A 22949-nucleotide genomic window follows, 5' to 3' on the forward strand; every position below is an offset into this window, starting at 1 on the left:
ATATATGTTTTCTATTTTAATTCCCACTTTTAATAATTTAAATTTCTTAAAGCTATGCTTGTATAGTATTAAAAAAAATTCAAAATATGAACATGAAATTATTATTCATATTAATGAAGGAACTGATGGAACTTTTGATTATGTTAAAAATTCAGGCATTAAATATACTTTTTCATCCAAAAATGAAGGTGTTTGTAGTGCATACAATAAATCTGCAAAAATTTCATCAAATGAATATATTGTATTGGGTCATGATGATATGTATTTTTGTCCAGATTGGGATATTTATTTTGTAAATGAATTAAATAAAATTAATCATAAAAATTTTTTCTTATCTGGGACTATGGTTCAAAATTCTAATGGTCCAATAAATATAGACTGTGGAAAAAATCCTGAAACATTCAATGAAAAAAAATTATTAAATGAGCTTCCTTTAATAAAGTTTGAGGATTTTCAAGGAACTCATTGGCAACCCTCACTTATTGCAAAATCAACTTGGGATAGTGTAAATGGATTTAGCGAAGAATTTTTTCCAGGTTTGGGATCTGATCCAGATTTTAATATGAAATTATGGAAAAGAGGAATTAGAATTTTTAAAGGCTTAGGAAAGTGTAGAGTTTATCATTTTTCATCAATATCTTTAAGAAAAAAAGTTTGGAATAACGGTGCTAAAGTTTTTCTATTAAAGTGGGGTATTAGTATTAAATTTTTCAAAAAATATTATTTAAGATCTAATGAAATTTACACTGATAAATTATACGAACCAAAAAAAAATTTGTATTACTATTTGGACCTTATTAAATGTAAATTAAGATTTATATATCATAAAATTTTCTAAAACTAATTAAACATAATTTATATTTTAATCTTATTTAATGCATTATTTTTGAATATATTTGCCTCTCTAATATATCTTCTTACCATTTGTGTTGTTTTGTGACCTGTCATGGCCATTATGCTTCGCTCATCAGCGCCTGAATCAGCAGCTGCTGTTGCAAAACCCGATCTTAAACTATGTCCTGCAAAATTTTTGTTTTCTATACCTGCTAACTTCAAATACTCTTTAATTAATATAACTACAGATTGGTCAGTTAATCTTTTATCTGTTAATGATAAACCTTTTGAAAATCTTTTAAAAATAGGCCCAGACTTAATTTTAGAAATTTCTAACCACTTTTTTAGATTCGTAACAGGACAGTAAATTTTATTATCAAAGTAGGGTAGTCCTTTGGTCATACCTTCTCCGAATTGGTCAGTTTTTGATCTTTTAATAGTAATTTTTAGACCTTCGGGAACAAATTCTAAGTCCTCATGATCAATTGAAATGAGTTCTGTTCTTCTAAAGCCTCCTCCAAAGCCAATTAAGATTATTGATTTGTCTCTTAGTTTTTTTATATCATCAAATTTTTGTTCATTAATTACATTTATAATTGATTTTAAATGATTGATTAATATAGGTTTTTTACCTTTCTGAATACTTCCCTTGACCCTTCTTATACCCATTAAATTTTCAACGATGATTGGATGTTTAGTGTCTAAATAATGCCCTTTGAGTCTATGAACCATGCTTATTGATACTAATCTTCGTCTTAACGTGCTTATTTTTGAGTTTTTACAGAGATGGGTTAGATATAAGGAAACTATTTTTGGCTCCGTTGGTAATGAATTTAACCCATGATTTACACAAAAAAGTCTGAAGTCTTTGAAATCAGATTTATAAGCTCTTAAAGTATTGTTTGCCTTAGAGCTTTTAAGGTTATTTAGAGTTGCCTCATGAAGTGTTTTTAGTTCTGTTGTTATTTCATTCATATAATTACTATTGATAACAATTAATTATCATTAGTAATATATTAAGAGTTTTCTAATGTCAAATGAAATAATTAGTCATTTTTTAGGGACAATTAATGATATTGCGAGCTCAATAATGATGAAATATAACTTATGGATGGGCATAGACGGAATAATTGAACCGATATATTTCCTAATAACATCTTTTGGTTTTGCAATATTAAGCTTTATTAATTATAGAAAATCTGGAAAAACTCTTGAAACTATTTATCTTTCAATTTTAACTGTTTTCTTTATAGTTTGTTTCATTATTTTAAATTTTTATTGATGAAAGGTACTAAATTTCAATTAAAAGTCTGGAATTACCTTAAAACAATACCAAAAGGCACCGTTAAAACCTATAAACAGGTAGCAATAGCTATAAAAAGCCCTAAATCAGCGCGTGCTGTAGCTAATGCATGTGGAAAAAACCCTTATGCCCCCAAAATACCCTGTCATAGAGTAATTCGGTCCGATGGAGGCCTTGGTGGATACTCAGGGACAGGTGGAATTAAGACAAAACTGCGTTTATTGAGATCCGAAAAAGTTGATATTTAGCGGCTTTTTTGGCCTATTTTATAGTCAAAAAGACTAGTAAAATCAACGTTTTTTTAATATTTAAGCTTATTTAAACATAAATAGTGATATTCACCCTTCAGTTGCACTATATATCGAGATATAACAAAATAAAGCACCTCTATGGCCGTTTAAAACATATATTCTATAACTGCATTGCTCTACTTTTCAATGATACCAAGGCAAAATTTAGTATCAATTTTTATAGAATTTTTAAAAATTTTCGTTCCCCTATTCACTTATTAAAATAAGAATTTTGAATTTAGTATTTAATTAGCTAATAAAACCATTGGTATTAAACACTTTTAAGTATTATTGTTTATTTTCTTTATTAATATTGCTATTTATGTCTTTATCTATTTAAGATAATAGTAATTTATGTGATAATTTGTATTAATTTATCTATATATTAAATATTAAAAAATGTAATAATTACAATAATTTAATTTAATATATTAAAGTATTACATTATATACTAGTAACTATTTATTTACTATTAATTAGAATGATTGAGCAAATATTCTCTTCTAGAAATATATAGACCACTAAGAACAATGATAAATAAACCTAAATAAGTCCAGTTATCTGGTAATTCATGAAAGAAATAATAACTAATTAGTATATTGGTAATTATCTCTGTATAGCCCAAAGGAGCTAATTTAGAAGCATCAGCGTATTTGAGTGATAATATGAGAAAAAGATGCGCTACAGAGGCTATAAGGCCGATTAAAGCCATTAAAATCCACTGATTTGACGTAGGATTAACCCAAACTGAGGGCATAAATAGGCTAATTATAATGGTTCCTATTAAACCTGATAGTAAAAGGGTTAAAAGAGGATTGTCAGAGGTACTGAGCTTCCTCGTGATAATAAGATAAAACCCATAGCAAATTCCATTACCTAAAGCAGCCATGGTAGCTAAATTAAGTTCTATAAACCCAGGTCTGATTACAATTAAAGTTCCAATAAACCCTAATGATACAGCAGTCCACCTCTTCACCCCTACTTTCTCATTTAAAAAAAATGGAGATAAGGCTGTAACACAAATTGGAGCAACAAAAGCTAAGGTTAAGGCTTTAGGAAGTGAAATTTCCGATATTGCATAAAAGAATAAATAAGTAGAAAAAACAAAAATTAATCCTCTAATTAATTGAAGGGCTGGTTTTTTCGTCCAAACTAATGAATGCCTATAAAAGATAAGCATTAGGGATAATGTAAAGACTACAGTAAAAAAATATCTTGCCCACGTTATCTGCAAAACATCCATAGATGAGCTTAAATATTTAGCAAAAGCATCCATTACAGGAACAATCATCCAAGCAGATGCATTTAAAATTATAGCCTTCATAAAAGAAGGATATCTCTTAATAGAAGTATTTTAAAGCAAAGAATAATGTAATCGGAATAGTGAATAAGGACATGATTGTAGATACTACAATTGTGCTAGATATATTATCTACAATTTCTTTAGGAGAATACATGTGCGCAATCAAATAACATAAAATTGCACTAGGCATACAAGATTGAATTAATAAAACACCAGCTGGTATACCAGATAAATTAAAAAATTTTATAACAGCAAATCCTATAATAGGACCTAATATTACTCTTCCAAAAGAAGTTATTAATGCATCTTTAAAAGAAAATACTTTCATTTGTGTAAGAGCAACACCTAGCGACATAAGGATCATTACAATCATTCCATAAGCTAAAAGCATTACAGTATTTAATACAAATTGAGGAAATGGAATTTCAAAATACAAAAAGAGTACTGTTATTAAAATTGCATAAAATGATGGACTTTTTAATATTGTTTTAAAATCAAAGGCTCGTTTTGCTAAAAAAATATTTAAAGTAAAGTGGAGTAAAACAATTAGAGATGAAATTGCTGCTGCTATACCCATTCCTAATTCACCATAGGCAAATAAACAAATCGGAATACCCATATTTCCAGTATTTGGTAAGATAAAAGTTGGTAATTCACGAATATAATCTTTCTTCATAAGAACAAGAAAAATTAAACCTACAATCCCAAATAATGTTAATAAGATAATTGCGTAACCAAAATATTCACTAAATAAATCAAAAGTTACTCCACCTGCAGTAATAGCAAAAATAACGAGAGCTGGAGTTCCAAAATTACCAGCGTATGTAGTTATAAATGATGTATCAAAATTGGGATTTTTTTTACCCAAATGATATCCAAGACCTACTATTAGGAATACTGGAAATAAAACTTCAAAAAGTTTTAAATAAATTTCCATTAACCAAGCAATCTAATTAATGTTGGTGTTTTTAAAATATTTTTATTTTTTTTGAAAATAGACAAGCAATTATGAATATTAGTTTCAGATGTTTTATGAGTTATAATAACTATTGTTGCCTTATTGTTTTTCTTATCAGGTGTCTGGATTAACCTTTTAACTGAAATTTTGTATTTAGCTAAACGATTAGTTATTTCGGATAATACACCAGGCTTATCTTTTACCTCAAATCTTAAATATAATGAATTTACATAATTATTTACATTATATGGCTTTAAAGATTTAAGCTTAGAAACACTAACACCGAAAGGTTTTTTTATATTTCCACGCAAAATTGATAATAAATCAGAAAGTAATGATGAAGAAGTAGGGCCTGGTCCAGCTCCCTCCCCTTGCAATACACTTTCTCCAACAGGTTTACCTTGCAGAATTACTGCATTCATTACACCGTTAACATTACCAATATAAGATTTTTTACTAACCAAACATGGATGAACAGTTTCAAAAAGATGATTATTCTTTAACTCAGAAATTCCCAGTAGCTTTATTCTTAAATCTAATTGATTTGCAATTTTAATATCTTTTAATTCAATTTTTTCTATTCCTTCCATTAAACATTTATGTTTTGAAATTTTACTATTAAAGGCTAAAGCAGACAAAATTCTTACTTTTGCAAAAGCGTCAAAACCATTTAAGTCTAATTTAGGATTACCAGGTTCAGCATAACCAAGTATCTGTGCTTTTTTTAAAACTTCAGCAAAATTTTCATTTGAATTTTCCATTTCAGATAAAATATAATTTGAGGTACCGTTCAGAATTCCATAAACCTTTGATATTTTATTTGTTGCTAATCCTTCTTTAATAGATCTTAATATCGGGATACCTCCAGCAACTGATGCTTCAAATTCCAAATTAACTTTATTTTTTTCTGCAAGTTTTGCTAACTCATTACCATGTTTTGATATTAAAGCTTTATTAGGTGTAATAACATGGATTTTACTTTTTAAAGCAGTTTCTACAACTTTTTTAGAAACTCCATCTGATAAACCTATAGCTTCGAATAATATATCAATGTTATTTTTTTTAAAAATTTCTAAAGGATTTTTGTAAAATATTTTTTTATTAACTTTAAATTTTCGTTTTTTATTAATACTTCTTGCAGATACAGCAACTACATTTATTTTCTTACCTGTTTTAAGCTCAATATCTCTCTTTTTTGTATTTAGTTCGTTTAGCAAATAATTGCCAACCTGACCAAGTCCTACTACTGCAATATTAATTAATTTACTCATTTACTTATATCTGGATATTTACTTTTTTTTGTATAGTCATCTATATAAATCTCATATTCCTCTAATGTCATTGACGTTATATCGTCTGCCTTTTTTAATATTTCATTTAATTTTTTTTGATTATTTTTTTTTTCGATAGAATTTTCTGTCCAATATTGAGAATCTTTGTTTAAAGAACAATTGGCTAATATTAATGAAAAAAAAATTATTATAAATATTCTCATTTTAATCCAGTCTTTTCAGGAAAATTAAATTTATTATTTAAATTTTGTACAGCTTGACCCGCCCCACCCTTAATCAAATTATCAATAGCAGACAGAATTATTATTTTATTACTATATTTAGATTTGCACACTGAAATATAACAATTGTTAGTATTTATTACCTCATTGGTGCTTAACAATGTGCCTGACTTTAATATTTTAACAAAACTTTCATTTTTATAAAAACTAATTAATGTTTTTAATACTTTTGTTTGTGAAATATTATTTTCTAAATCAACATATATAGTACTCAAAATGCCTCTAAACATTGGTGATAAGTGAGGAGTAAAACTAAATTGAAATTTTTTTTTAGTAAATTTTCTTAACATTTGATCTATTTCAGAATTGTGACGATGAAAACCGACCCCATAAGCGCTCAAAGAATGATATAGATTTTTATCTTTATATTTTTTGTGAACACCTCTACCAGCACCTGAATATCCAGATTTTGAATCAATTATAATGTTATTAAATTTAATTAAATTTTTCTTAAATAAAGGAAATAGAGGAAGCAATATTGATGTTGGATAACATCCTGGACATGAAATAATATTATATTTTTTAATCTCTTTTCTATTAATTTCAGGAAGTAAATAAATACTTTTTTTTATTAAATTAGTTGCTCGATGTTTTTGTTTATACCATTTTAAATAATCAGAAGCTTTTTCTAATCTAAAATCTGCAGCAAGATCGATCAGAGTATGATTTTTGCTTAAATGTTTAGATATATCTTGTGCTTCCCCATTTGGAAGTGCTGTAAAAATAACATTTACGTCTTTTAATAATTTTTTATTAAATTTTAAAATTTTTGGTAATTTATATTTAGATAAAGATTTATCATAAGATTTAATGTTTTTACCTACAGAGGAATTTCCGCAAAGGTATCTAATATTGATATATTTGTGCTTAACTAATAATTTAATTAATTGAACACCAATATATCCAGTTGATCCAGCAACTAATGCGTTAAGCTTAGGCATTTTTTATTATAACAGTTAAAAATTAAAAAAAAATTATCTTTTAGAGAATTGGAAGCTTCTTCTAGCTTTTCTTCTACCAGGTTTTTTTCTTTCAACTGCTCTTGAGTCTCTGGTAGTAAGTTTCTCTGTTTTTAAGGTGGCTTTTAGGTTTTCATCAAATAATACTAAAGCTTTTGAAATACCATGAACCATAGCTCCTGCTTGGCCTGTTGGACCTCCACCCTTTACACTACATCTTACATCATAGTCTGTAGCTTGATTTATAATTTCAAAAGGTCTCGTAATTTGCATTTTATGAGTTTCATCAGCAAAATAATCACTAAATAATTTCCCATTAACATAAATTTTACCAGAACCTTTTTTTAACCAAACTTTAGCTATTGACGTTTTTCTTCTTCCTGTAGCATATTTGCTATCTTTAAAATCTAATTTTAATTTAGGAGATTTTGAAGCTGATTGAGTATTTTCCATTTTAGTTTCTTGCTATATTTTTACTATTTAATTTGTCTAAATCGATAACTGTTGGATTTTGTGCTGAATGAGGATGTTCATTTCCTGCATAGATTTTTAATTTTGTTAATTGTTTTCTACCCAATACTCCACCAGGTAACATTCTTTTAACTGCCATTTTTAAAGTTTCTCCAGGTTTTTTTTCGTGAAGTTTCTCAGGTGTTGTAACTTTAATTCCACCTGGATGACCAGTGTGTCTGTAATATTTTTTATCTTGAAATTTTTTTCCAGTAAATTTTGCTTGTTCAATATTTTTAACAACAACAAAATCTCCATCATCCATATGAGGAGTGTATGTAGTTTTATTCTTACCTCTTATAATATTTGAAACTACAGTTGCTAATCTTCCAACTACTGCATTCTTTGCGTCTATTTCATACCAAGATGAAGATAGTTGGTCTTTTTTAGTGAATTTTGTCATTGTGCCAGGATTAATACTATTAATAATTACAAAGTCAATTTTATATTTAGCTTGAATTATGTAGCTTATATGCTAGAAATCTCTTGCCGATTTGATCCTATTGCGGGCTTATAACTGCTAAAATGGAAATTTCAAAAAATAAATTAAATCGGTAGGCATTTGAACTGTATTGTGCGCCTAACATAATGTTGAAGCACTAAAAAAGGAGTAAAATGACTAAAAAAAGAAATAACCCTGAAACTATTGCCATACATGGTGGTGACTATAGGAGTGATCCAGCGACAAACGCAGTAGCTGTTCCAATTTATAGAACAACATCGTACCAATTTAACAACACAGAGCACGCTGCTAACCTTTTCGCTCTTAAAGAATTTGGTAACATATACACTCGTATAATGAACCCTACAAATGATGTCCTGGAAAAAAGAGTTGCCGCTCTTGAAGGAGGTCTGTCATGTGTAACTGTATCTTCAGGCCAAACCGCTTCAACGTTTGCTGTATTAAATGTAGCCCAAGCCGGTGATAATATAGTGAGCTCAACCGATCTTTATGGTGGAACAGTATCTTTATTCACACATACGCTTAGTAAACTTGGTATAGAGATAAGATATGCAGATCCAAATAATCCTGAAAATTTTGAAAAGTTAATAGATGGTAAAACTAGAGCTTTTTATGGCGAAACTCTACCCAATCCATATTTAAGAGTTTTTCCAATAAAGGAAGTTTCTGATATTGGAAGGAAATATAATATACCATTAATCATGGATAACACAGCTGCACCAGTAATATGCAAACCGATTGAACATGGAGCTGCAGTAGTAATTCACTCACTTACAAAATATATAGGTGGTCATGGTACAGCAGTTGCAGGAAGTATAGTTGATAGTGGTAACTTTGATTGGACTGCAGATCCTAAAAGACAACCGTTATTTAACGAACCAGATGCAAGTTACGGTGGTGTTGTTTGGGGAAAAGCTGTACCGGAATTAACTGGTGCTAATGTCCCCTTCGCTGTTAGAGCAAGAGTTTGTTTATTGAGAGACTTGGGTTCAGCTCTGGCTCCAGATAATGCTTTTGCAATAATTCAAGGACTTGAAACGGTTGCTTTAAGAATGAGACAACATTGTGCTAACGCCGAGTATGTTGTTGATTTTCTTAAAAAACATAAAGAAGTTACAAAAGTTATTTATTCTACAGAGCACGATAAACCCATTGCCGATAGAGCAAAAAAATATCTTAAAGGTGGAAATGGACCAATGATTGGTATCGAGCTTAAAGGTGGAATTGAAGCTGGTAAAAAATTTATCGAGTCATTAAAAATGTTCTACCACGTAGCTAATATTGGTGATGCTAGAAGTTTAGCAATTCATCCAGCAAGTACAACTCATAGTCAATTAAATGAGAAAGAACTAGCTGCATCAGGTGTTACCCAAAGTTATGTAAGACTTTGTATCGGTATTGAACACATCGATGATATTATTGAGGATCTTGATCAAGCATTGAATAAATCTTCAAAGGGTAATTTAAAAGCTGTAAGTTAATTTTAAGTTTTAATGTCTATAAATAAAAACTAATAAATAGTTTTTTTATATTTTACAATATAAAGAAAATACAAAGTTGAAAGTATTATTAAAATAGAATTTATCTGGTGTAGAGATGCATAGAGCATTTTTACTCCAGATAAAATCGTTAGAACTCCCAAAACAATTTGAAATATTAAACTAATTCCAATAACAAAAATTGGAATTCTTAAATTAAGATTTCCATTTTTTAAAACAAAAAAAAGTATGTAAAAATATAATACAACTATTAAATAAGCTAAATTTCTATGAATAAATTGAACTAGTGATTGATCATCAAAGACTGTGAAATTAAACAAATCATTGATTACACTGTCATCCGGGAAATATGATGAGCCCATCAAAGGCCAAGTATTGTAAATTTTTCCTGCATCCATTCCAGAAACAAATGCTCCAATTATTAATTGTAAAAATAATAATAAAAGAAAAAATTTAATTAAATTTAATTTTATATTAATTTGATTAATTTTTATATTTGTTAGTTTTAAAAACTTCCAAAAAACTAAAGATAAAATAATAAAAGCAATAAATAAATGTAGTGACAATCTATAATGACTAACATCAACTCTATCAACTAAACCACTTGAAACCATGTACCATCCAATAAATCCCTGAAAACACACTAAGAAAAAAATAATTGAATATTCTCTTAAAATCCAAACACCATTTTTAATTGTAAAATAAATCATTGGCAAAAGAACAGTTAAACCAATTAATCTACCCAATTGACGATGTGCCCATTCCCACCAAAAAATTATTTTAAATTCATTTAAAGTCATATTAAAATTTTGTTCTTTAAATTCAGGTATTGCTTTATAAAGATCAAAGTATTCTATCCATTTATCACTTGTTAAAGGAGGCAATGTACCAACAAAAAGCTCCCAAGTAGTTATAGATAGGCCAGAGTCAGTTAATCTGGTTAAGCCGCCTACTAAAATTATAAGCACAATCATTAATAATAAAGTGATCATCCAAATTTTTAATTGAGAATTTAAAGAATAATTCTGGCTGTACATGATTAGATAAATATAATAATTATTAATTATACCAATAAATTAAATGTCGCCTAAAAACAAAAAAAAATTAGAAAAAATAAGATCTAAATTAGATAAGTTAGATAATAAGTTGTTATCATTGATTAAATTTAGAACAAATCTTGTAAAAGAAGTTTTAAAACTTAAAGAATTTAAAAAAGAAATAGTGGATAAAAAACGTATCAATTTTATACTTAAAAAAATTCACTCAAAATCTAAGAAACTAAAGATTGATCCAAAAATAACTAATCGTATTTGGAAAAATATGATTTTATCTTATATCGATTACGAAAAAAGAAACTTTAAAAGGAAGTAATTATTTACTATGTGGTGGAAGCTTTTTTTCCACAAACATTTCGTGTTTTCTTGTATCTGGGTTGTATTTTTTTGCTGAAAGTTTTACTTTAGCTTTCTCGCCTCCAGCAGGTTTTTTGACGTAATAAAAGTAAGGACTATCTGGTTTCGCCTCAGGTACCATTCTTACTTTAACGTGTGTTTTTTTTGCCATTTTTTAAATCTTTTAATTTATCTGAAATTTTTTTTAACTTAATCTTTAAATTTTCAGTCCTTATAGATTTATCTGCAATTTCGTCAAGCTTTAAAGAATCTTCATTATTTAATATTTTTTTAACACCATTTATTGTCATACCTTGATCTTTAAGTAAAAATTTAACTTTTTTTAAAAGATTTATTGTTTTCTCATCATAATACCTTCTATTAGAATTTAATATTTTTGGTTTAATTTGTTTAAATTGAGTCTCCCAAAATCTAATAATATGGGTCGGTAAAGCTCCTTTGTCATTAGATTTAAGATTTAATATTTTAGCTACTTCACCAATAGTTTTGTAAGCACTATCTAATTTATTCATTATCCTTCAAATTAATGAATTCTTTAAATTCTTTTGATGGTTTAAACAAAACAACATCTCTACTTGAAATTACTTTTACCTCTTTTGTCTTTGGATTTCTTCCAATTCTTGATTTTTTTTGTCTTATAGAAAAAGTGCCAAATTTAGATAATTTTAATTTATTTTCTTCTTTAATATTGGATACAATCGTTGATAAAAAATCTTCAATTAAATTTTCAGATATTTGTTTTGAGAAACCAAGCTGCATATAAACTAAATTAACTAAGTCTTTTTTAGTTAAATTAATTCTCATATTAAATATTTTGCTTAATCTTTTCTATCAAATTACCTTTTACAATTCTATAACAAACATCTAAAGAGTTTGAAAAGCCTATATAGTCAGTTCCTCCATGACTTTTAACAACTGGAGAGTCTAATCCAATAAATATAGCTCCGTTGTACAATCTAGGATCTAGTCTTTTCTTAAATTTTTTTAAGTTTGAGATATTTAGCAAAGATGCAATTTTACCCATTAATGTACCAGTCATAGCATTTTTTAATTCACTTGTTATAAAATTAGCAGTGCCTTCAGCAGTTTTTAATGCAACGTTTCCAGTGAAACCATCCGAAACAATTACATTTACATCTCCATCCATAAGATGGTTACCTTCGATATATCCAGCAAAATTATAATTATCTGATTTTTTTTCATTTAATAATTGATAAGTTTCTTTAATAGTTTCATTTCCTTTTAATTCCTCTGAACCAATATTTAATAAAGCAACATTAGGTTTATCATTAGTATAAAGTGAAGTGTACAATGAGGCTCCCATTATTGAAAAGTCTAATAGATTTTTTGAGCTACACTCAATATTTGCACCTAAGTCTAATACAACACTCATTCCTTTTTTGTTTGGCCATAATGCAGACAAAGCAGGTTTGTCTATATTTTCAATCATTTTTAAATTTAATTTTGAAACAACCAATAATGCGCCTGTATTACCAGCCGATATTACTATATCTGCTTTTTTATCCTTAACACTTTGAATAGCAAGCCACATACTTGTATCCTTACCTCTCTTTGCTCCTTCTAAAGGACTGTCTGTGCTTTCGATTTTTTTTTCTGTATGAATTATTTCAAAAAAATCACTTGAAATTTTTCCATCGATTAATGGATCTATCTGATTTTTATCTCCAAAAATTTTAAAAAAAATATTTTGATTTGAAGAATGATTAAAAATAATACCGTCTATTATTTTTTTTGGAGAGCCATCACCACCCATTGCATCTACTGCAATTTTTATCAAATCTGACATTTTTAATAGATTATAATATACTATTCTTTTGGATCTAAAACTTGTCTTCCCTTATACATGCCAGTTTTAAGGTCTAAATGATGAGATAGCCTATATTCACCTGATTTTTTATCCTCAACTATATTTTTAGTTGAAAATTTCATAGTTTGTGCTCTTCTCATCCCTGTTCTGGAAGGGGTTTGTTTTCGTTTTGGTACTGCCATAATTATGGGTTACTTACACTTTTTAAATAAGAATTCAAAGTTTTTTTTGATAAATTCGTATTAAAAAGATCAAAATATTCCAGTAATTCCTCATTATTTTTAAAATCACTTAAAAAAATGGAAATTTTTTTTAATTTGTCAGATTTTGATAAATCATCCCAGAAATGTATTTCAGAAACCATAGAATGAAATAAGTTGATGTAATCTTTCATCTTTTTATTTATAGACTGATCTCCATATCCTATTTCTCTTATACTTAATTCAAGTTGCCTAAAATTGTAGTCATAAATTTCCTGTAAAATTATCTTATTTTCTTCATTTTTATAATTTTTCAGAAAAAAAGAGAAATGCAGTAAAAAAAAGGTTAATCGATCAGAAAAATTATCTTCTCTATCAAGATTTCTATATAAATCTTTATTTCTAGTGTAATTAATTAAATTATTATAGATATGTATATATTTTTCATTCATGAGTAAAATATTATATATAATTTTAATATCTTTTATAGTTTCAAATTGCTCATTTAAACCTGTGGTAAAACATCATGGTGTGCCTTTTTTAGAAAAAAAACAGTCAAAACTTATAGTAAATAAAAGTAATAAAAATGATATAAAAGTAATATTGGGAAATCCATCAACAATAAGTAAATTTGATAACGATGTGTGGATATTCATTGAAAGAAAGCAAACTCAATCAAAAATAAAAAATTTGGGTAAAATGGAAATCTTCACAAATAATGTGTTAGTTCTTGAATTAGATAATTACGGTATACTTAAAAAAAAAGATTTTTATAATAAAGATGATATGGAAAAAATTGAAATTGTGGAGACAATTACAAAAAATAAATACCAGAAAGATGCATTTATTTATAATTTTTTATCAAGTATGAGGCAAAGAGTTAATGACCCTCTTGGAGTGAGGGCCAAAAAACGTAAAGAGATTAGCCAGCGATAACTGCTAATAAAAGTAAGGCTACGATATTTGTAATTTTTATCATAGGGTTTACTGCTGGTCCTGCTGTATCTTTATATGGATCACCCACAGTATCACCCGTTACAGCAGCTTTATGAGCTTCAGAGCCTTTACCACCATGATTTCCATCTTCAATGTATTTTTTTGCATTATCCCAAGCACCACCACCTGCAGTCATTGAAACTGCAACAAACAAGCCAGTGATGATAACGCCAAGTAACATTGCACCAACCGCAGCTAAGGCAGCAACTTGTCCACCAATTGATAGAATTATAAAATATAAAACAACTGGAGATAAAACCGGTAAAAGTGATGGTATAATCATTTCCTTGATAGCAGCAACAGTAAGTAAATCTACTAATTTAGCATAATCAGGTTTTTGTTTTCTTTTCATTATTCCTGGGAATTTTTTAAATTGTCGTCTTACCTCAACTACAACTGCACCACCTGCCCTTCCAACGGCTTGCATTCCCATTGAACCAAAAAGATAAGGCAACATTCCACCAATTAATAAACCAACAACTACATAAGGGTTTGATAAATCAAAAGTTACAACAATCCCTTCTAATGCAGATCCAGCCTCTTTTGAAAAATGCTTGATGTCCTCTGTGTAAGCGGCGAATAAAACTAAAGCACCTAAACCAGCAGAACCAATTGCATAACCTTTTGTAACAGCTTTTGTAGTATTACCTACAGCATCTAAAGCGTCAGTTGTTTTTCTAACTTTTTTATCTAAATTTGACATTTCTGCTATACCACCAGCATTGTCAGTAACTGGTCCATATGCATCTAAAGCAACAACCATGCCTGCTAATGCAAGCATAGTAGTTACAGCTATAGCAATACCAAAAAGTCCAGCAATAGAATTTGTAATTAGAATACCTGCAACAATTATTAATGCAGGAATAGCAGTTGCTTCCATAGAAACAGCTAAACCTTGAATAACGTTTGTACCATGACCAGTTGTTGATGACAAAGCAACAGATTTAACCGGTCTATAACTTGTTCCTGTGTAGTATTCAGTTATCCAGATCAATAAACCAGTAATAACTAACCCAATAACACCACAATAATATAGATCCATTCCATTAAAAGTTTTGTCATTAATTGTATATTCATTTGTAAAACCTATTACGTGATCTGTAACTGGCCATAAAATTACTAAAGAAGCTACTGCAGAAACAACAAATCCTTTGTACAAAGCATTCATAACGTTATTACTTCTTCCAAGTTTAACAAAAAAAGTTCCAACAATAGATGTTAACAAGCATGCAGCACCAATGGATAAAGGGTAAATCATCATATTAAGATCACCAACAAAGAAAATTGAAGATAAAACCATTGTTGCAACGATTGTAACAGCATATGTTTCAAATAAATCAGCAGCCATACCAGCACAATCTCCTACGTTGTCGCCAACGTTATCTGCTATCACAGCAGGATTTCTAGGATCATCCTCTGGAATTCCAGCTTCAACTTTTCCAACTAAATCAGCACCAACATCAGCACCTTTTGTGAAAATTCCACCACCTAATCTTGCAAAAATTGAAATTAGAGAAGCACCAAAACCCAATGCAACTAAAGCATTTACAATTTCTCTTTCATCTACATTAGATTTTAACAGTATATAATAATAAACAGCTATAGATAATAGTGCCAAACCAGCAACCAACATTCCAGTTACAGCACCAGATTTAAATGCAATGGATAGACCTTGAGCTAAACCTTTTCTAGATGCTTCTGCTGTTCTTACGTTGGCTTCTACAGAAACTAACATACCAACGTACCCTGCAATACCTGATAGAGCAGCACCAATTAAATAACCAAGACCTACTAGTGGACTAAATGCAATACTGACAATCACTAAAACTACAGCACCAACAATAGCAATAGTTTTGTATTGTCTTGCTAAATATGCTTTTGCACCAATTTGAATTGCAGATGCAATATCTTGCATTTTTGCATTTCCTGCACTTGAATTAAGAATGTTTTTACCAGTTAAAAATCCATAAACGATAGATAATAAACCAGCTCCAATTGTGTATAATAGTATTGTTTCGACTGTTCCGCTCATATTAACCTTAAGTTGTTGGTTGTTAAATTTTTAAGCCCGCACAATACAAAAAAAGATAAAAAAGACAACGATTAACTTTTAAAACCGATGAATATAACCTTTGGATTTAGCTCGTATTTGCTTGCCTTTTTCATCGAATATCAAAGATCTATCTTTACCAGATACAATTTTACCAATTTTAGTTATTTTAATTCCAGTTGTTTTAGAAACTTTTTTAATGATTCTAGCTTTCTTAATATCTGCAGTAAATAGTACCTGATAATCATCTCCATTAGAAATTAGATTAACTTTATTTAATCTTTGTTTTTTAACATAATTACTTAATTTGCTGGAAACAGGTATTTTATTTTCAAATAAGTGAAATGATAAACTTTGTCTATTAATCATTTTTGCTAAATCATCAATTAATCCATCTGAAACATCAATCGAGCAGTTTGCAAATTTCAATAAATATTTTGTTAAATTTAAAGGTAACTCTGGTTTGTAATATTTGTTAATAAAGAATAATTTGTCTTTATTTTTAAATTTAACTTTATTACTTAATGCTTTAAGACCTAAAAAACTATCTCCCAAATTTCCTGTCACATAAATGTCATCATTTAATTTAGCTTTATTACGATAAATTATTTTATTTGAATATCCCAATGAGGTGATTGTGAAACTTAGTTTGTTTGAAAGAGTTGTGTCTCCACCACATAAGTCAATATTAAATTTATTTTGTTCTGATTTAAGTGACTTTGATATTTTATATAAATTATTTTTTGTAAATGTTTTTTTATTACCTGAACCAGAAATAAAATAAAACTTTGGTATTACTCCTTTACAAATTAAATCAGAAATTGATGATCTTAATATTTTTTTAATTACTAAATCTGGGGATTTAAAATCATAAAAATGCGTACCAATATTGTATGTATCAACAGATATAACAACACCTTTTTTTTTGTCAAAAAAAACATCGTCGTTTAGATTAAGAGCAGATTTATTTTTTTTTGCTATATTAAAAAAATAATTATTTATTAGATCAAATTCATGCATTGTTAGATCTTAATTTTTTTCCAACGTTATCTAATAAAGCATTAAGATACTTTGTTTGTGAATCTTCAAGAAAAAAATTAGATGAATTTAAATATTCTTTAATAATTATATTAATAGATAAATTTGGCCTATACATAAATTCATAAGTTGCTGCTTTTAAAATTATTTGAAAAACTTTGTCTAATTTTTCAAATATAAATTCATCACCTAATTTATTATTTAATTCATCTAAAATAAGATCGTTTCTTTCTATCGTTCCTAAAACAATATCTTTAATAAATTTTTTAAATCTGTGTTTTGGAAAATCTAAATCATCATCTTCATTATAAAATTTACCATATAATTTCTGAATAATTATAACTCTAGGGTTATTTTTTGGATTAAAATGAGTTCTCATTTTTGAGACAAAACTGAAATGACAGCATCTGCAGCTTCAGCACCCTTTTTTCTTCTTGCTCTTGCTTGAGCCATATTAAGACAGGTAATTATTCCATTTCCAATTGGTTTTTTACTATCTATAGATAATTTCATTATGGCATCTGTTGAAGCTTGAGAAATAAAATCAAAGTGTGGGGTTTGACCTTTAATTACACATCCTAAAGCTAAAAAACCATCATATTTTTTTAAATTTTTAGAGATTGTAACTGGAATTTCAAAAGCACCAGGCACTTTGATAATTTTAATTATATTTTTTTTTGGAATTACTTTTAATGCACTTTTTATTAAGCCTTCAGCAATGTCTTTGTAATAATCCGCTACAACAATTAGATATTTTTTTTTCATCAAATTAATTCCTGTTTTGTAATTTTTATACCATAACCATCAAGACCAATAACTTTTTTTGGTGATTTTGTGATTAATATCATATTTTTAATTTTTAAGTCTTTAATAATTTGAGCTCCAATACCATAATTTCTTATTAACTTGTCATTTCCCTTTTTATAAAAGTCTTTGTTTTTATAATCTTTTAAAGTCTGAGTTACTGATTTTAAATTTGAGTCTTTGATAAATACTAAAACGCAATTTTGATATTTTCTAAAATAATTTAAGGTTTTGTTAAATGAATTTGGTAATGATTGATTTATTAGATAGTTTTGGACGACATTAGATGAAATTACTCTTACTCTGGGAGTAATACCTTTTTTTATTTTACCTTTTATTAATGCAAAATGTTCTGATCCATCTAAAAGATTCTCATAAATTCTAATATTGTATTTTTGATTTTTTACATCAATCTTGCTTTGCTTTTTAAGTTTAATAAGCTTTTCTTTTTTTAGTCTATATGCGATCAGATCTTCTATCTTTCCAATTTTTAATTTATGTTTTTTTGCAAAATTAAATAAATCTTGACCTCTGGCCATTGTTCCGTCTTCATTCATAATTTCACAAATTACAGCAGAATTATTTTTTTTTGCTAATTTAGATATATCAACTGAAGCTTCAGTGTGCCCTGCTCTAACGAGCACTCCACCATCTTTAGCTATAATTGGAAACACGTGACCCGGTGAAACAATCTCATTTTTATTTACATTTTTTTTTGATGCAATTTTGATTGTTTTCGCTCTATCTTTGGCAGATATACCTGTTGTTATTCCTTTTTTTGCTTCAATAGAAATTGTAAAAGCCGTCTTGTTTCTTGATTGATTTACTGGTGACATTAAAGATAAATTTAATCTTTTTGCTTGAAGTGAATCAAGCGCTAAACAAATTAAACCACGCCCGTATTTTGCCATGAAGTTAATGTTCTTTGCATTTGAGTCTGATGTTGAAATAACTAAATCTCCTTCATTTTCTCTTTTTTCATCGTCTACTAAAATAAACATACCACCTTTTTTGGCTACGCTTATAATTGACTCTATTGAGGTAAAGTTATTTTTTTCCATTAAAATAGTTCCTAACGTATTTAGACAAGATATCTATCTCTATGTTGACTAAACTAGATTTTTTTAAAGTTGATAAATTCGTTTCTTTGTAGGTGTGAGGGATAATCCAAATTTGGAAACCTTTTTTAGTCACTTTTGAAATTGTAAGAGAAATACCATTCACACAGATAGACGCTTTTTCTATTAAGTGTTTTCTTTCCTTTTTAGGTAAATCAAAGTCAAAAAGAAATGATTTATCTATTTTTTTAATACTTAATACTTTACCAACAGTATCAACATGTCCTTGACAAATATGTCCTGAAATTTTTGTCCCATATTTTAAAGGTAATTCTAAATTTATTTTATCTTTTATTTTTAAAAATTTGAATTTTGATCGAATTATCGTTTCTTTCGAAAGATAAAATTCCATAATTTTGGATTTATATGAAATTAAAGTTAGACAAACACCATCACAGGCAACAGATAAACCCATGTCTTTATTGGATACTTTAACATTACTTTTAACAAAAATGTTAAGACCTTTAGGTCTTTTAATAATTTTAGTAATTGTACCTTGGTTATAAATTATTCCGTTAAACATTTTTTCTAACTATATAGTGTTATTCTGTCTTTTCGTAAATTGAGATTTAGATTAATTTTTGTTTTATATTTTTGATTTAATATATTTTGACTACTAAATTTCAAATATTCGAAGTTTTTAGAAAGGTTTTTTGGACTTTTATATAAATAAAATTTATTAAATACTTTATCCTTAATCAGTGAATTTGTTAATTTATCTCCCCCTTCAATTAACAAATTTCTGCATCCATAATTATGTAATTTTTTCAAAATTAATTTGATGTCAAATCTGTTATTTCGATCAATTTTAGATTTAATTAGATGAATTCCTTTTCTTTTAAATTTTGAAATTTTTAATTTGTCTGCTTTATTATAAAAAATTAAAGTATTTTTGTTATTAGAGGATTTTATTATATAACTGTTTATTTTAGAATTTAACTTGTTATCTAAAATAATTCTTTTTGGAGAAAATTTTTCAAAACCCTTCAAACGACAATTTAATTTTGGATTATCTTTATTAAGTGTTTTGTGAGTAATCATCAAACTATCATTTTGATATCTCAACATATGTGTAAATTGATCTGAATAAGAATTTGTAATCTTTTTCTGGTTCTTACTGTAAATAATATTATTTTTTGAAATAGCTATTTTGCCAGTGACGAACGGTAATTTTTTTTTTCTATTAAAAAAATACGGTAAATAAAAATTTTCAATTTTGCTTTTTAATAAACCTTTTTTTACAATTATTTTTTTTGACTTTAAAATTTTAAAACTTTTATTTCTTACTCTTTTATCTATATCGGTAACTGCATATATAACCTCTGAAATTCTAGATTTTATTATCGCGTCAGTACATGGTGGTGTTAATCCATGATGACAACATGGCTCTAAAGTAACATACATTTTTGAGCCTTCTAATTTTTCAAAACTATTTTTAATCGCATTTAATTCAGCGTGTGGTCTTCCATTAAATGAGGTTTGTCCTATGGAAATAATTTTATCATTTTTGACAATAACACAGCCTACAGAAGGATTAGATCCGGTCTGTCCATGACGAGATTTAGCCAAGTCCAAGGCTAATTCCATATAAAATTTATCTTTTGATGAAAATTTATCTTTTTTTGTAGACATCAAGCTTGTCCACGAATTGTACGAAATCTTTTTCTTCTCTAAAATTTCTATATACTGATGCAAATCTTACATATCCAACTGGGTCTAAATCTTTTAATCCATCCATAACCATAGTTCCAATTGTATTAGTAGATATTTCACTTTGGCCAAGTTCTTCCAAAGATCTTGAAATATTACTAATAAATTTTTCTATTGTTTCTGTATCAATAGGTCTTTTTTTAAGAGCAATATAAATAGATTTAGATAATTTATCTCTATCAAATCCTGATTTTCTTCCATTTTTTTTAACAACCATAAGCTCTCTGAATTGTACTCTTTCAAAAGTTGTAAAACGAGCTCCGCAGACGCATAGTCTTCTTCTTCTTATAGCTGTGCCATCTTCAGTTGGTCTAGAATCGACAACAGAGGTCTCCCCTTTTTTACATATTGAACAAATCATCTATTATAAGTTCTTATATATCGGAAATGATGAAGTTAAAGAAATAACTTCATTTTTAACTTCGTTTTCTATTTTGCTGTTATCCGTTGGGTTTTCAGATAAACCTTTTAAAGTTTTTGTTATTAATTCACCTACTGTTTTAAACTCATTTAAACCAAATCCACGAGTTGTGGCCGCTTGAGTTCCTAATCTTATTCCAGATGTAACCATTGGTTTTTCTGTATCAAATGGAATTCCATTTTTATTACATGTAATGTTTGCTCTAGACAAACTCTCAGCAGCAAGATTGCCTTTTACATTATAAGGTCTCAAATCAACCAGCATTAAATGTGTATCTGTTCCATCTGAATAAATTTTAAATCCATTATTTTTTAAAGTTTCCGCCAACATTTTTGCATTTGCTAAAACAGATTTAATATAATCTTGAAATTCTGGTTGAAGTGCTTCAAGAAAACCAGCTGCTTTTGCAGCAATAATATGCATTAGCGGTCCTCCCTGATAACCAGGAAAAACAGCTGTGTTAAATTTTTTAGCAAGATCTTCATGATTAGTTAAAATTATTCCTCCTCTTGCGCTTCTAAATACTTTGTGAGTTGTTGATGTAACTACATGTGCATAATCACAAGGGTTAGGGTATCCTTTACCAGCAACTAATCCTGAGAAGTGAGCCATATCAACCATTAAGTAAGCTCCAACTTTATCTGCTATCTCTCTGAATCTTTTAAAGTCAATTACTCTAGAATAAGCACTTCCACCTGCAATGATTAGTTTAGGTTTATGTTCTAAAGCAAGTTTTTCAACATTATCATAATCTATCAACTCAGATTCTTTGTCTACATCATACCCTACGGCGTTAAACCATTTGCCAGACATTGAGATTTTTAATCCATGAGTAATATGGCCACCTGAATTTAAACTCATACCCATGAATGTATCACCAGGGCTTAACAAAGCTAAAAATACTGCTCCATTAGCTTGAGCTCCTGAGTGTGGTTGTGCATTTGCAAATTTACAATTGAATAATTTTTTTAATCTTTCAATAGCAAGATTTTCAGCCACATCAACGTGTTCGCATCCATTATAATATCTTTTACCAGGATAACCTTCGGCATATTTATTAGTTAAAACCGATCCTTGCGCCTCTAATACTGCTTGAGATACTATATTTTCAGACGCAATTAGCTCAATATGTTGTTGTTGTCTGATTAACTCATCTTTAATAGCTTTATAAAGCTCTGGATCTTTTACAGATAAACTATCCTCAAAAAAACTTTTATAACTATCATTTAAATAACTTTTTTCGCTCGACATAATTATATTTTCTTAACCCTTCTCAAGTGTCTACCACCATCAAATTTTGTACTTAAAAAAACACTGATAAATTTCAAAGCATTTTTTTTGGTTATCAACCTTGACCCTAATGTAATGATGTTTGCATCGTTATGCAATCTGGATAATTTCGTTGATTTTAGATTAAAACATTGTGCAGCACGAATATTTTTATGCTTATTTGCCGCAATATTCATACCAGTCCCAGATCCACACACCAAAATACCAACATTACTCTTGTTTGATTTGACTTTTCTAGCAACTTTATGAGCATAGTCAGGATAATCAACACTGCTGTCATCATTTGGACCCAGGTCCTCAAATTTAACTTTTTTATTTTTTAAATAATTTTTAATTATCTCTTTTAATTTAAATCCAGCGTGATCTGATGAAATAAATATTTTTTTCAAA

31 protein-coding genes and 1 riboswitch are annotated in these 22949 nt (G+C 28.2%); of the genes, 6 read left to right on the forward strand and 25 right to left on the reverse strand.

Annotated features, from left to right (window positions below):
• Positions 1-4: 4 nt before the first annotated feature.
• The gene (locus ACTT88_RS03125) at positions 5-838 is read left to right on the forward strand and encodes a glycosyltransferase family 2 protein (protein ID WP_440907894.1); all 834 of its coding nucleotides are present in this window, start codon (positions 5-7) and stop codon (positions 836-838) included.
• 17 nt (positions 839-855) lie between these two features.
• Here the strand turns inward: ACTT88_RS03125 and ACTT88_RS03130 are convergent, their stop codons facing one another.
• Positions 856-1809, reverse strand: coding sequence for a site-specific integrase (locus ACTT88_RS03130; RefSeq protein ID WP_440907895.1), 954 nt, complete (start codon positions 1807-1809; stop codon positions 856-858).
• A gap of 55 nt (positions 1810-1864) precedes the next feature.
• Between ACTT88_RS03130 and ACTT88_RS03135 the strand changes: the two genes are divergently transcribed.
• Together ACTT88_RS03135 and ACTT88_RS03140 are read left to right on the forward strand one after the other, a co-directional pair.
• Positions 1865-2116 (forward strand): hypothetical protein, encoded by a 252-nt coding sequence (locus ACTT88_RS03135; protein ID WP_440907896.1) that lies wholly within the window; start codon positions 1865-1867, stop codon positions 2114-2116.
• Complete coding sequence (locus ACTT88_RS03140) at positions 2116-2385, forward strand: methylated-DNA--[protein]-cysteine S-methyltransferase (protein WP_440907897.1); 270 nt, start codon at positions 2116-2118, stop codon at positions 2383-2385. Before ACTT88_RS03135 ends, ACTT88_RS03140 begins: the two co-directional genes overlap by 1 nt.
• A 514-nt stretch (positions 2386-2899) precedes the next feature.
• Here the strand turns inward: ACTT88_RS03140 and ACTT88_RS03145 are convergent.
• From ACTT88_RS03145 to rplM, 7 genes are read right to left on the reverse strand one after another with little or no spacing between them, the layout of a single operon-like run.
• On the reverse strand, positions 2900-3751 hold the full coding sequence (locus ACTT88_RS03145) for a DMT family transporter (RefSeq protein ID WP_440907898.1): 852 nt from the start codon (positions 3749-3751) through the stop codon (positions 2900-2902).
• Positions 3752-3767: 16 nt separating this feature from the next.
• Positions 3768-4667 carry an AEC family transporter gene (locus ACTT88_RS03150; RefSeq protein WP_440907899.1) on the reverse strand — a complete coding sequence of 300 codons (900 nt, stop codon included), beginning with the start codon at positions 4665-4667 and terminating at the stop codon, positions 3768-3770.
• Positions 4667-5959, reverse strand: a complete 1293-nt coding sequence (locus tag ACTT88_RS03155; protein ID WP_440907900.1) for a homoserine dehydrogenase — start codon at positions 5957-5959, stop codon at positions 4667-4669. Before ACTT88_RS03155 ends, ACTT88_RS03150 begins: the two co-directional genes overlap by 1 nt.
• Positions 5956-6183: a hypothetical protein gene (locus ACTT88_RS03160; protein ID WP_440907901.1), complete on the reverse strand. Its 228-nt coding sequence runs from the start codon at positions 6181-6183 to the stop codon at positions 5956-5958. The genes ACTT88_RS03155 and ACTT88_RS03160 overlap by 4 nt, the downstream gene beginning before the upstream one ends.
• The gene (argC, locus tag ACTT88_RS03165; RefSeq protein WP_440907902.1) at positions 6180-7202 is read right to left on the reverse strand and encodes an N-acetyl-gamma-glutamyl-phosphate reductase; all 1023 of its coding nucleotides are present in this window, start codon (positions 7200-7202) and stop codon (positions 6180-6182) included. The genes ACTT88_RS03160 and argC overlap by 4 nt, the downstream gene beginning before the upstream one ends.
• A gap of 33 nt (positions 7203-7235) precedes the next feature.
• Positions 7236-7673, reverse strand: coding sequence for a 30S ribosomal protein S9 (gene rpsI / locus ACTT88_RS03170; RefSeq protein WP_440907903.1), 438 nt, complete (start codon positions 7671-7673; stop codon positions 7236-7238).
• Between the two features lies 1 nt (position 7674).
• On the reverse strand, positions 7675-8133 hold the full coding sequence (rplM, locus tag ACTT88_RS03175; protein ID WP_440907904.1) for a 50S ribosomal protein L13: 459 nt from the start codon (positions 8131-8133) through the stop codon (positions 7675-7677).
• 144 nt (positions 8134-8277) lie between these two features.
• A riboswitch (SAM riboswitch) is annotated at positions 8278-8344 on the forward strand.
• Position 8345: 1 nt separating this feature from the next.
• Here rplM and ACTT88_RS03180 point away from each other — a divergent pair.
• The gene (locus tag ACTT88_RS03180) at positions 8346-9674 is read left to right on the forward strand and encodes an O-acetylhomoserine aminocarboxypropyltransferase/cysteine synthase family protein (RefSeq protein ID WP_440907905.1); all 1329 of its coding nucleotides are present in this window, start codon (positions 8346-8348) and stop codon (positions 9672-9674) included.
• Positions 9675-9703: 29 nt separating this feature from the next.
• Here ACTT88_RS03180 and ACTT88_RS03185 read toward each other — a convergent pair whose 3' ends face one another.
• Positions 9704-10729: a COX15/CtaA family protein gene (locus ACTT88_RS03185; protein WP_440907906.1), complete on the reverse strand. Its 1026-nt coding sequence runs from the start codon at positions 10727-10729 to the stop codon at positions 9704-9706.
• A gap of 43 nt (positions 10730-10772) precedes the next feature.
• Here ACTT88_RS03185 and ACTT88_RS03190 point away from each other — a divergent pair, with 43 nt between their 5' ends.
• Complete coding sequence (locus ACTT88_RS03190; protein ID WP_440907907.1) at positions 10773-11063, forward strand: chorismate mutase; 291 nt, start codon at positions 10773-10775, stop codon at positions 11061-11063.
• Here the strand turns inward: ACTT88_RS03190 and ACTT88_RS03195 are convergent, their stop codons facing one another.
• The 6 genes from ACTT88_RS03195 to ACTT88_RS03220 are packed head-to-tail and all read right to left on the reverse strand — an operon-like array spanning position 11064 to position 13584.
• Complete coding sequence (locus tag ACTT88_RS03195) at positions 11064-11255, reverse strand: 50S ribosomal protein L33 (protein ID WP_023853780.1); 192 nt, start codon at positions 11253-11255, stop codon at positions 11064-11066.
• Positions 11233-11619: a MerR family transcriptional regulator gene (locus ACTT88_RS03200; protein ID WP_440908620.1), complete on the reverse strand. Its 387-nt coding sequence runs from the start codon at positions 11617-11619 to the stop codon at positions 11233-11235. The genes ACTT88_RS03195 and ACTT88_RS03200 overlap by 23 nt, the downstream gene beginning before the upstream one ends.
• The gene (locus tag ACTT88_RS03205; RefSeq protein ID WP_440907908.1) at positions 11609-11908 is read right to left on the reverse strand and encodes an integration host factor subunit alpha; all 300 of its coding nucleotides are present in this window, start codon (positions 11906-11908) and stop codon (positions 11609-11611) included. Before ACTT88_RS03205 ends, ACTT88_RS03200 begins: the two co-directional genes overlap by 11 nt.
• Before the next feature lies 1 nt (position 11909).
• Positions 11910-12911 carry a phosphate acyltransferase PlsX gene (plsX, locus tag ACTT88_RS03210; protein ID WP_440907909.1) on the reverse strand — a complete coding sequence of 334 codons (1002 nt, stop codon included), beginning with the start codon at positions 12909-12911 and terminating at the stop codon, positions 11910-11912.
• A gap of 20 nt (positions 12912-12931) precedes the next feature.
• A complete protein-coding gene (gene rpmF, locus ACTT88_RS03215) occupies positions 12932-13114 on the reverse strand; it encodes a 50S ribosomal protein L32 (RefSeq protein WP_023853776.1) in 183 nt (60 codons plus the stop codon).
• 2 nt (positions 13115-13116) lie between these two features.
• Positions 13117-13584: a ubiquinol-cytochrome C chaperone family protein gene (locus ACTT88_RS03220; RefSeq protein WP_440907910.1), complete on the reverse strand. Its 468-nt coding sequence runs from the start codon at positions 13582-13584 to the stop codon at positions 13117-13119.
• Between ACTT88_RS03220 and ACTT88_RS03225 the strand changes: the two genes are divergently transcribed.
• Positions 13583-14068 carry a hypothetical protein gene (locus ACTT88_RS03225; protein WP_440907911.1) on the forward strand — a complete coding sequence of 162 codons (486 nt, stop codon included), beginning with the start codon at positions 13583-13585 and terminating at the stop codon, positions 14066-14068. The two genes, ACTT88_RS03220 and ACTT88_RS03225, sit on opposite strands and share 2 nt — an antisense overlap.
• Here the strand turns inward: ACTT88_RS03225 and ACTT88_RS03230 are convergent.
• The 10 genes from ACTT88_RS03230 to rpiB all read right to left on the reverse strand — a co-directional run bounded on the left by ACTT88_RS03230 (position 14055) and on the right by rpiB (position 22948).
• Positions 14055-16160 carry a sodium-translocating pyrophosphatase gene (locus ACTT88_RS03230; RefSeq protein ID WP_440907912.1) on the reverse strand — a complete coding sequence of 702 codons (2106 nt, stop codon included), beginning with the start codon at positions 16158-16160 and terminating at the stop codon, positions 14055-14057. The genes ACTT88_RS03225 and ACTT88_RS03230 overlap by 14 nt on opposite strands.
• Before the next feature lie 78 nt (positions 16161-16238).
• Positions 16239-17198, reverse strand: coding sequence for a thiamine-phosphate kinase (thiL, locus tag ACTT88_RS03235; RefSeq protein ID WP_440907913.1), 960 nt, complete (start codon positions 17196-17198; stop codon positions 16239-16241).
• Positions 17191-17595 carry a transcription antitermination factor NusB gene (locus ACTT88_RS03240; protein WP_440907914.1) on the reverse strand — a complete coding sequence of 135 codons (405 nt, stop codon included), beginning with the start codon at positions 17593-17595 and terminating at the stop codon, positions 17191-17193. Before ACTT88_RS03240 ends, thiL begins: the two co-directional genes overlap by 8 nt.
• Positions 17592-17981, reverse strand: coding sequence for a 6,7-dimethyl-8-ribityllumazine synthase (gene ribH, locus ACTT88_RS03245; RefSeq protein ID WP_440907915.1), 390 nt, complete (start codon positions 17979-17981; stop codon positions 17592-17594). The genes ACTT88_RS03240 and ribH overlap by 4 nt, the downstream gene beginning before the upstream one ends.
• On the reverse strand, positions 17981-19081 hold the full coding sequence (gene ribB, locus ACTT88_RS03250; RefSeq protein ID WP_440907916.1) for a 3,4-dihydroxy-2-butanone-4-phosphate synthase: 1101 nt from the start codon (positions 19079-19081) through the stop codon (positions 17981-17983). Before ribB ends, ribH begins: the two co-directional genes overlap by 1 nt.
• A complete protein-coding gene (locus ACTT88_RS03255; RefSeq protein WP_075503529.1) occupies positions 19068-19661 on the reverse strand; it encodes a riboflavin synthase in 594 nt (197 codons plus the stop codon). The genes ribB and ACTT88_RS03255 overlap by 14 nt, the downstream gene beginning before the upstream one ends.
• Positions 19662-19666: 5 nt before the next feature.
• The gene (gene ribD / locus ACTT88_RS03260; protein ID WP_440907917.1) at positions 19667-20770 is read right to left on the reverse strand and encodes a bifunctional diaminohydroxyphosphoribosylaminopyrimidine deaminase/5-amino-6-(5-phosphoribosylamino)uracil reductase RibD; all 1104 of its coding nucleotides are present in this window, start codon (positions 20768-20770) and stop codon (positions 19667-19669) included.
• On the reverse strand, positions 20751-21209 hold the full coding sequence (gene nrdR / locus ACTT88_RS03265) for a transcriptional regulator NrdR (protein WP_072090630.1): 459 nt from the start codon (positions 21207-21209) through the stop codon (positions 20751-20753). Before nrdR ends, ribD begins: the two co-directional genes overlap by 20 nt.
• A 3-nt stretch (positions 21210-21212) precedes the next feature.
• On the reverse strand, positions 21213-22520 hold the full coding sequence (gene glyA / locus ACTT88_RS03270; protein WP_440907918.1) for a serine hydroxymethyltransferase: 1308 nt from the start codon (positions 22518-22520) through the stop codon (positions 21213-21215).
• 2 nt (positions 22521-22522) lie between these two features.
• Complete coding sequence (gene rpiB, locus ACTT88_RS03275; protein WP_440907919.1) at positions 22523-22948, reverse strand: ribose 5-phosphate isomerase B; 426 nt, start codon at positions 22946-22948, stop codon at positions 22523-22525.
• Position 22949 lies beyond the last annotated feature (1 nt).

This window comes from Candidatus Pelagibacter sp. (genome assembly GCF_052046145.1).
Taxonomy (GTDB): Bacteria; Pseudomonadota; Alphaproteobacteria; order Pelagibacterales; family Pelagibacteraceae; genus Pelagibacter.

Excerpts from the sequence above, each read along its gene's own strand:
- ACTT88_RS03125 (WP_440907894.1), top strand. The coding sequence starts at position 5 with ATGTTTTCTATTTTAATTCCCACTTTTAATAATTTAAATTTCTTAAAG.
- ACTT88_RS03130 (WP_440907895.1), bottom strand. The coding sequence starts at position 1,809 with ATGAATGAAATAACAACAGAACTAAAAACACTTCATGAGGCAACTCTA.
- ACTT88_RS03135 (WP_440907896.1), top strand. The coding sequence starts at position 1,865 with ATGTCAAATGAAATAATTAGTCATTTTTTAGGGACAATTAATGATATT.
- ACTT88_RS03140 (WP_440907897.1), top strand. The coding sequence starts at position 2,116 with ATGAAAGGTACTAAATTTCAATTAAAAGTCTGGAATTACCTTAAAACA.
- ACTT88_RS03145 (WP_440907898.1), bottom strand. The coding sequence starts at position 3,751 with ATGAAGGCTATAATTTTAAATGCATCTGCTTGGATGATTGTTCCTGTA.
- ACTT88_RS03150 (WP_440907899.1), bottom strand. The coding sequence starts at position 4,667 with ATGGAAATTTATTTAAAACTTTTTGAAGTTTTATTTCCAGTATTCCTA.
- ACTT88_RS03155 (WP_440907900.1), bottom strand. The coding sequence starts at position 5,959 with ATGAGTAAATTAATTAATATTGCAGTAGTAGGACTTGGTCAGGTTGGC.
- ACTT88_RS03160 (WP_440907901.1), bottom strand. The coding sequence starts at position 6,183 with ATGAGAATATTTATAATAATTTTTTTTTCATTAATATTAGCCAATTGT.
- argC (WP_440907902.1), bottom strand. The coding sequence starts at position 7,202 with ATGCCTAAGCTTAACGCATTAGTTGCTGGATCAACTGGATATATTGGT.
- rpsI (WP_440907903.1), bottom strand. The coding sequence starts at position 7,673 with ATGGAAAATACTCAATCAGCTTCAAAATCTCCTAAATTAAAATTAGAT.
- rplM (WP_440907904.1), bottom strand. The coding sequence starts at position 8,133 with ATGACAAAATTCACTAAAAAAGACCAACTATCTTCATCTTGGTATGAA.
- ACTT88_RS03180 (WP_440907905.1), top strand. The coding sequence starts at position 8,346 with ATGACTAAAAAAAGAAATAACCCTGAAACTATTGCCATACATGGTGGT.
- ACTT88_RS03185 (WP_440907906.1), bottom strand. The coding sequence starts at position 10,729 with ATGTACAGCCAGAATTATTCTTTAAATTCTCAATTAAAAATTTGGATG.
- ACTT88_RS03190 (WP_440907907.1), top strand. The coding sequence starts at position 10,773 with ATGTCGCCTAAAAACAAAAAAAAATTAGAAAAAATAAGATCTAAATTA.
- ACTT88_RS03195 (WP_023853780.1), bottom strand. The coding sequence starts at position 11,255 with ATGGCAAAAAAAACACACGTTAAAGTAAGAATGGTACCTGAGGCGAAA.
- ACTT88_RS03205 (WP_440907908.1), bottom strand. The coding sequence starts at position 11,908 with ATGAGAATTAATTTAACTAAAAAAGACTTAGTTAATTTAGTTTATATG.
- plsX (WP_440907909.1), bottom strand. The coding sequence starts at position 12,911 with ATGTCAGATTTGATAAAAATTGCAGTAGATGCAATGGGTGGTGATGGC.
- rpmF (WP_023853776.1), bottom strand. The coding sequence starts at position 13,114 with ATGGCAGTACCAAAACGAAAACAAACCCCTTCCAGAACAGGGATGAGA.
- ACTT88_RS03225 (WP_440907911.1), top strand. The coding sequence starts at position 13,583 with ATGAGTAAAATATTATATATAATTTTAATATCTTTTATAGTTTCAAAT.
- ACTT88_RS03220 (WP_440907910.1), bottom strand. The coding sequence starts at position 13,584 with ATGAATGAAAAATATATACATATCTATAATAATTTAATTAATTACACT.
- ACTT88_RS03230 (WP_440907912.1), bottom strand. The coding sequence starts at position 16,160 with ATGAGCGGAACAGTCGAAACAATACTATTATACACAATTGGAGCTGGT.
- thiL (WP_440907913.1), bottom strand. The coding sequence starts at position 17,198 with ATGCATGAATTTGATCTAATAAATAATTATTTTTTTAATATAGCAAAA.
- ACTT88_RS03240 (WP_440907914.1), bottom strand. The coding sequence starts at position 17,595 with ATGAGAACTCATTTTAATCCAAAAAATAACCCTAGAGTTATAATTATT.
- ribH (WP_440907915.1), bottom strand. The coding sequence starts at position 17,981 with ATGAAAAAAAAATATCTAATTGTTGTAGCGGATTATTACAAAGACATT.
- ribB (WP_440907916.1), bottom strand. The coding sequence starts at position 19,081 with ATGGAAAAAAATAACTTTACCTCAATAGAGTCAATTATAAGCGTAGCC.
- ACTT88_RS03255 (WP_075503529.1), bottom strand. The coding sequence starts at position 19,661 with ATGTTTAACGGAATAATTTATAACCAAGGTACAATTACTAAAATTATT.
- ribD (WP_440907917.1), bottom strand. The coding sequence starts at position 20,770 with ATGTCTACAAAAAAAGATAAATTTTCATCAAAAGATAAATTTTATATG.
- nrdR (WP_072090630.1), bottom strand. The coding sequence starts at position 21,209 with ATGATTTGTTCAATATGTAAAAAAGGGGAGACCTCTGTTGTCGATTCT.
- glyA (WP_440907918.1), bottom strand. The coding sequence starts at position 22,520 with ATGTCGAGCGAAAAAAGTTATTTAAATGATAGTTATAAAAGTTTTTTT.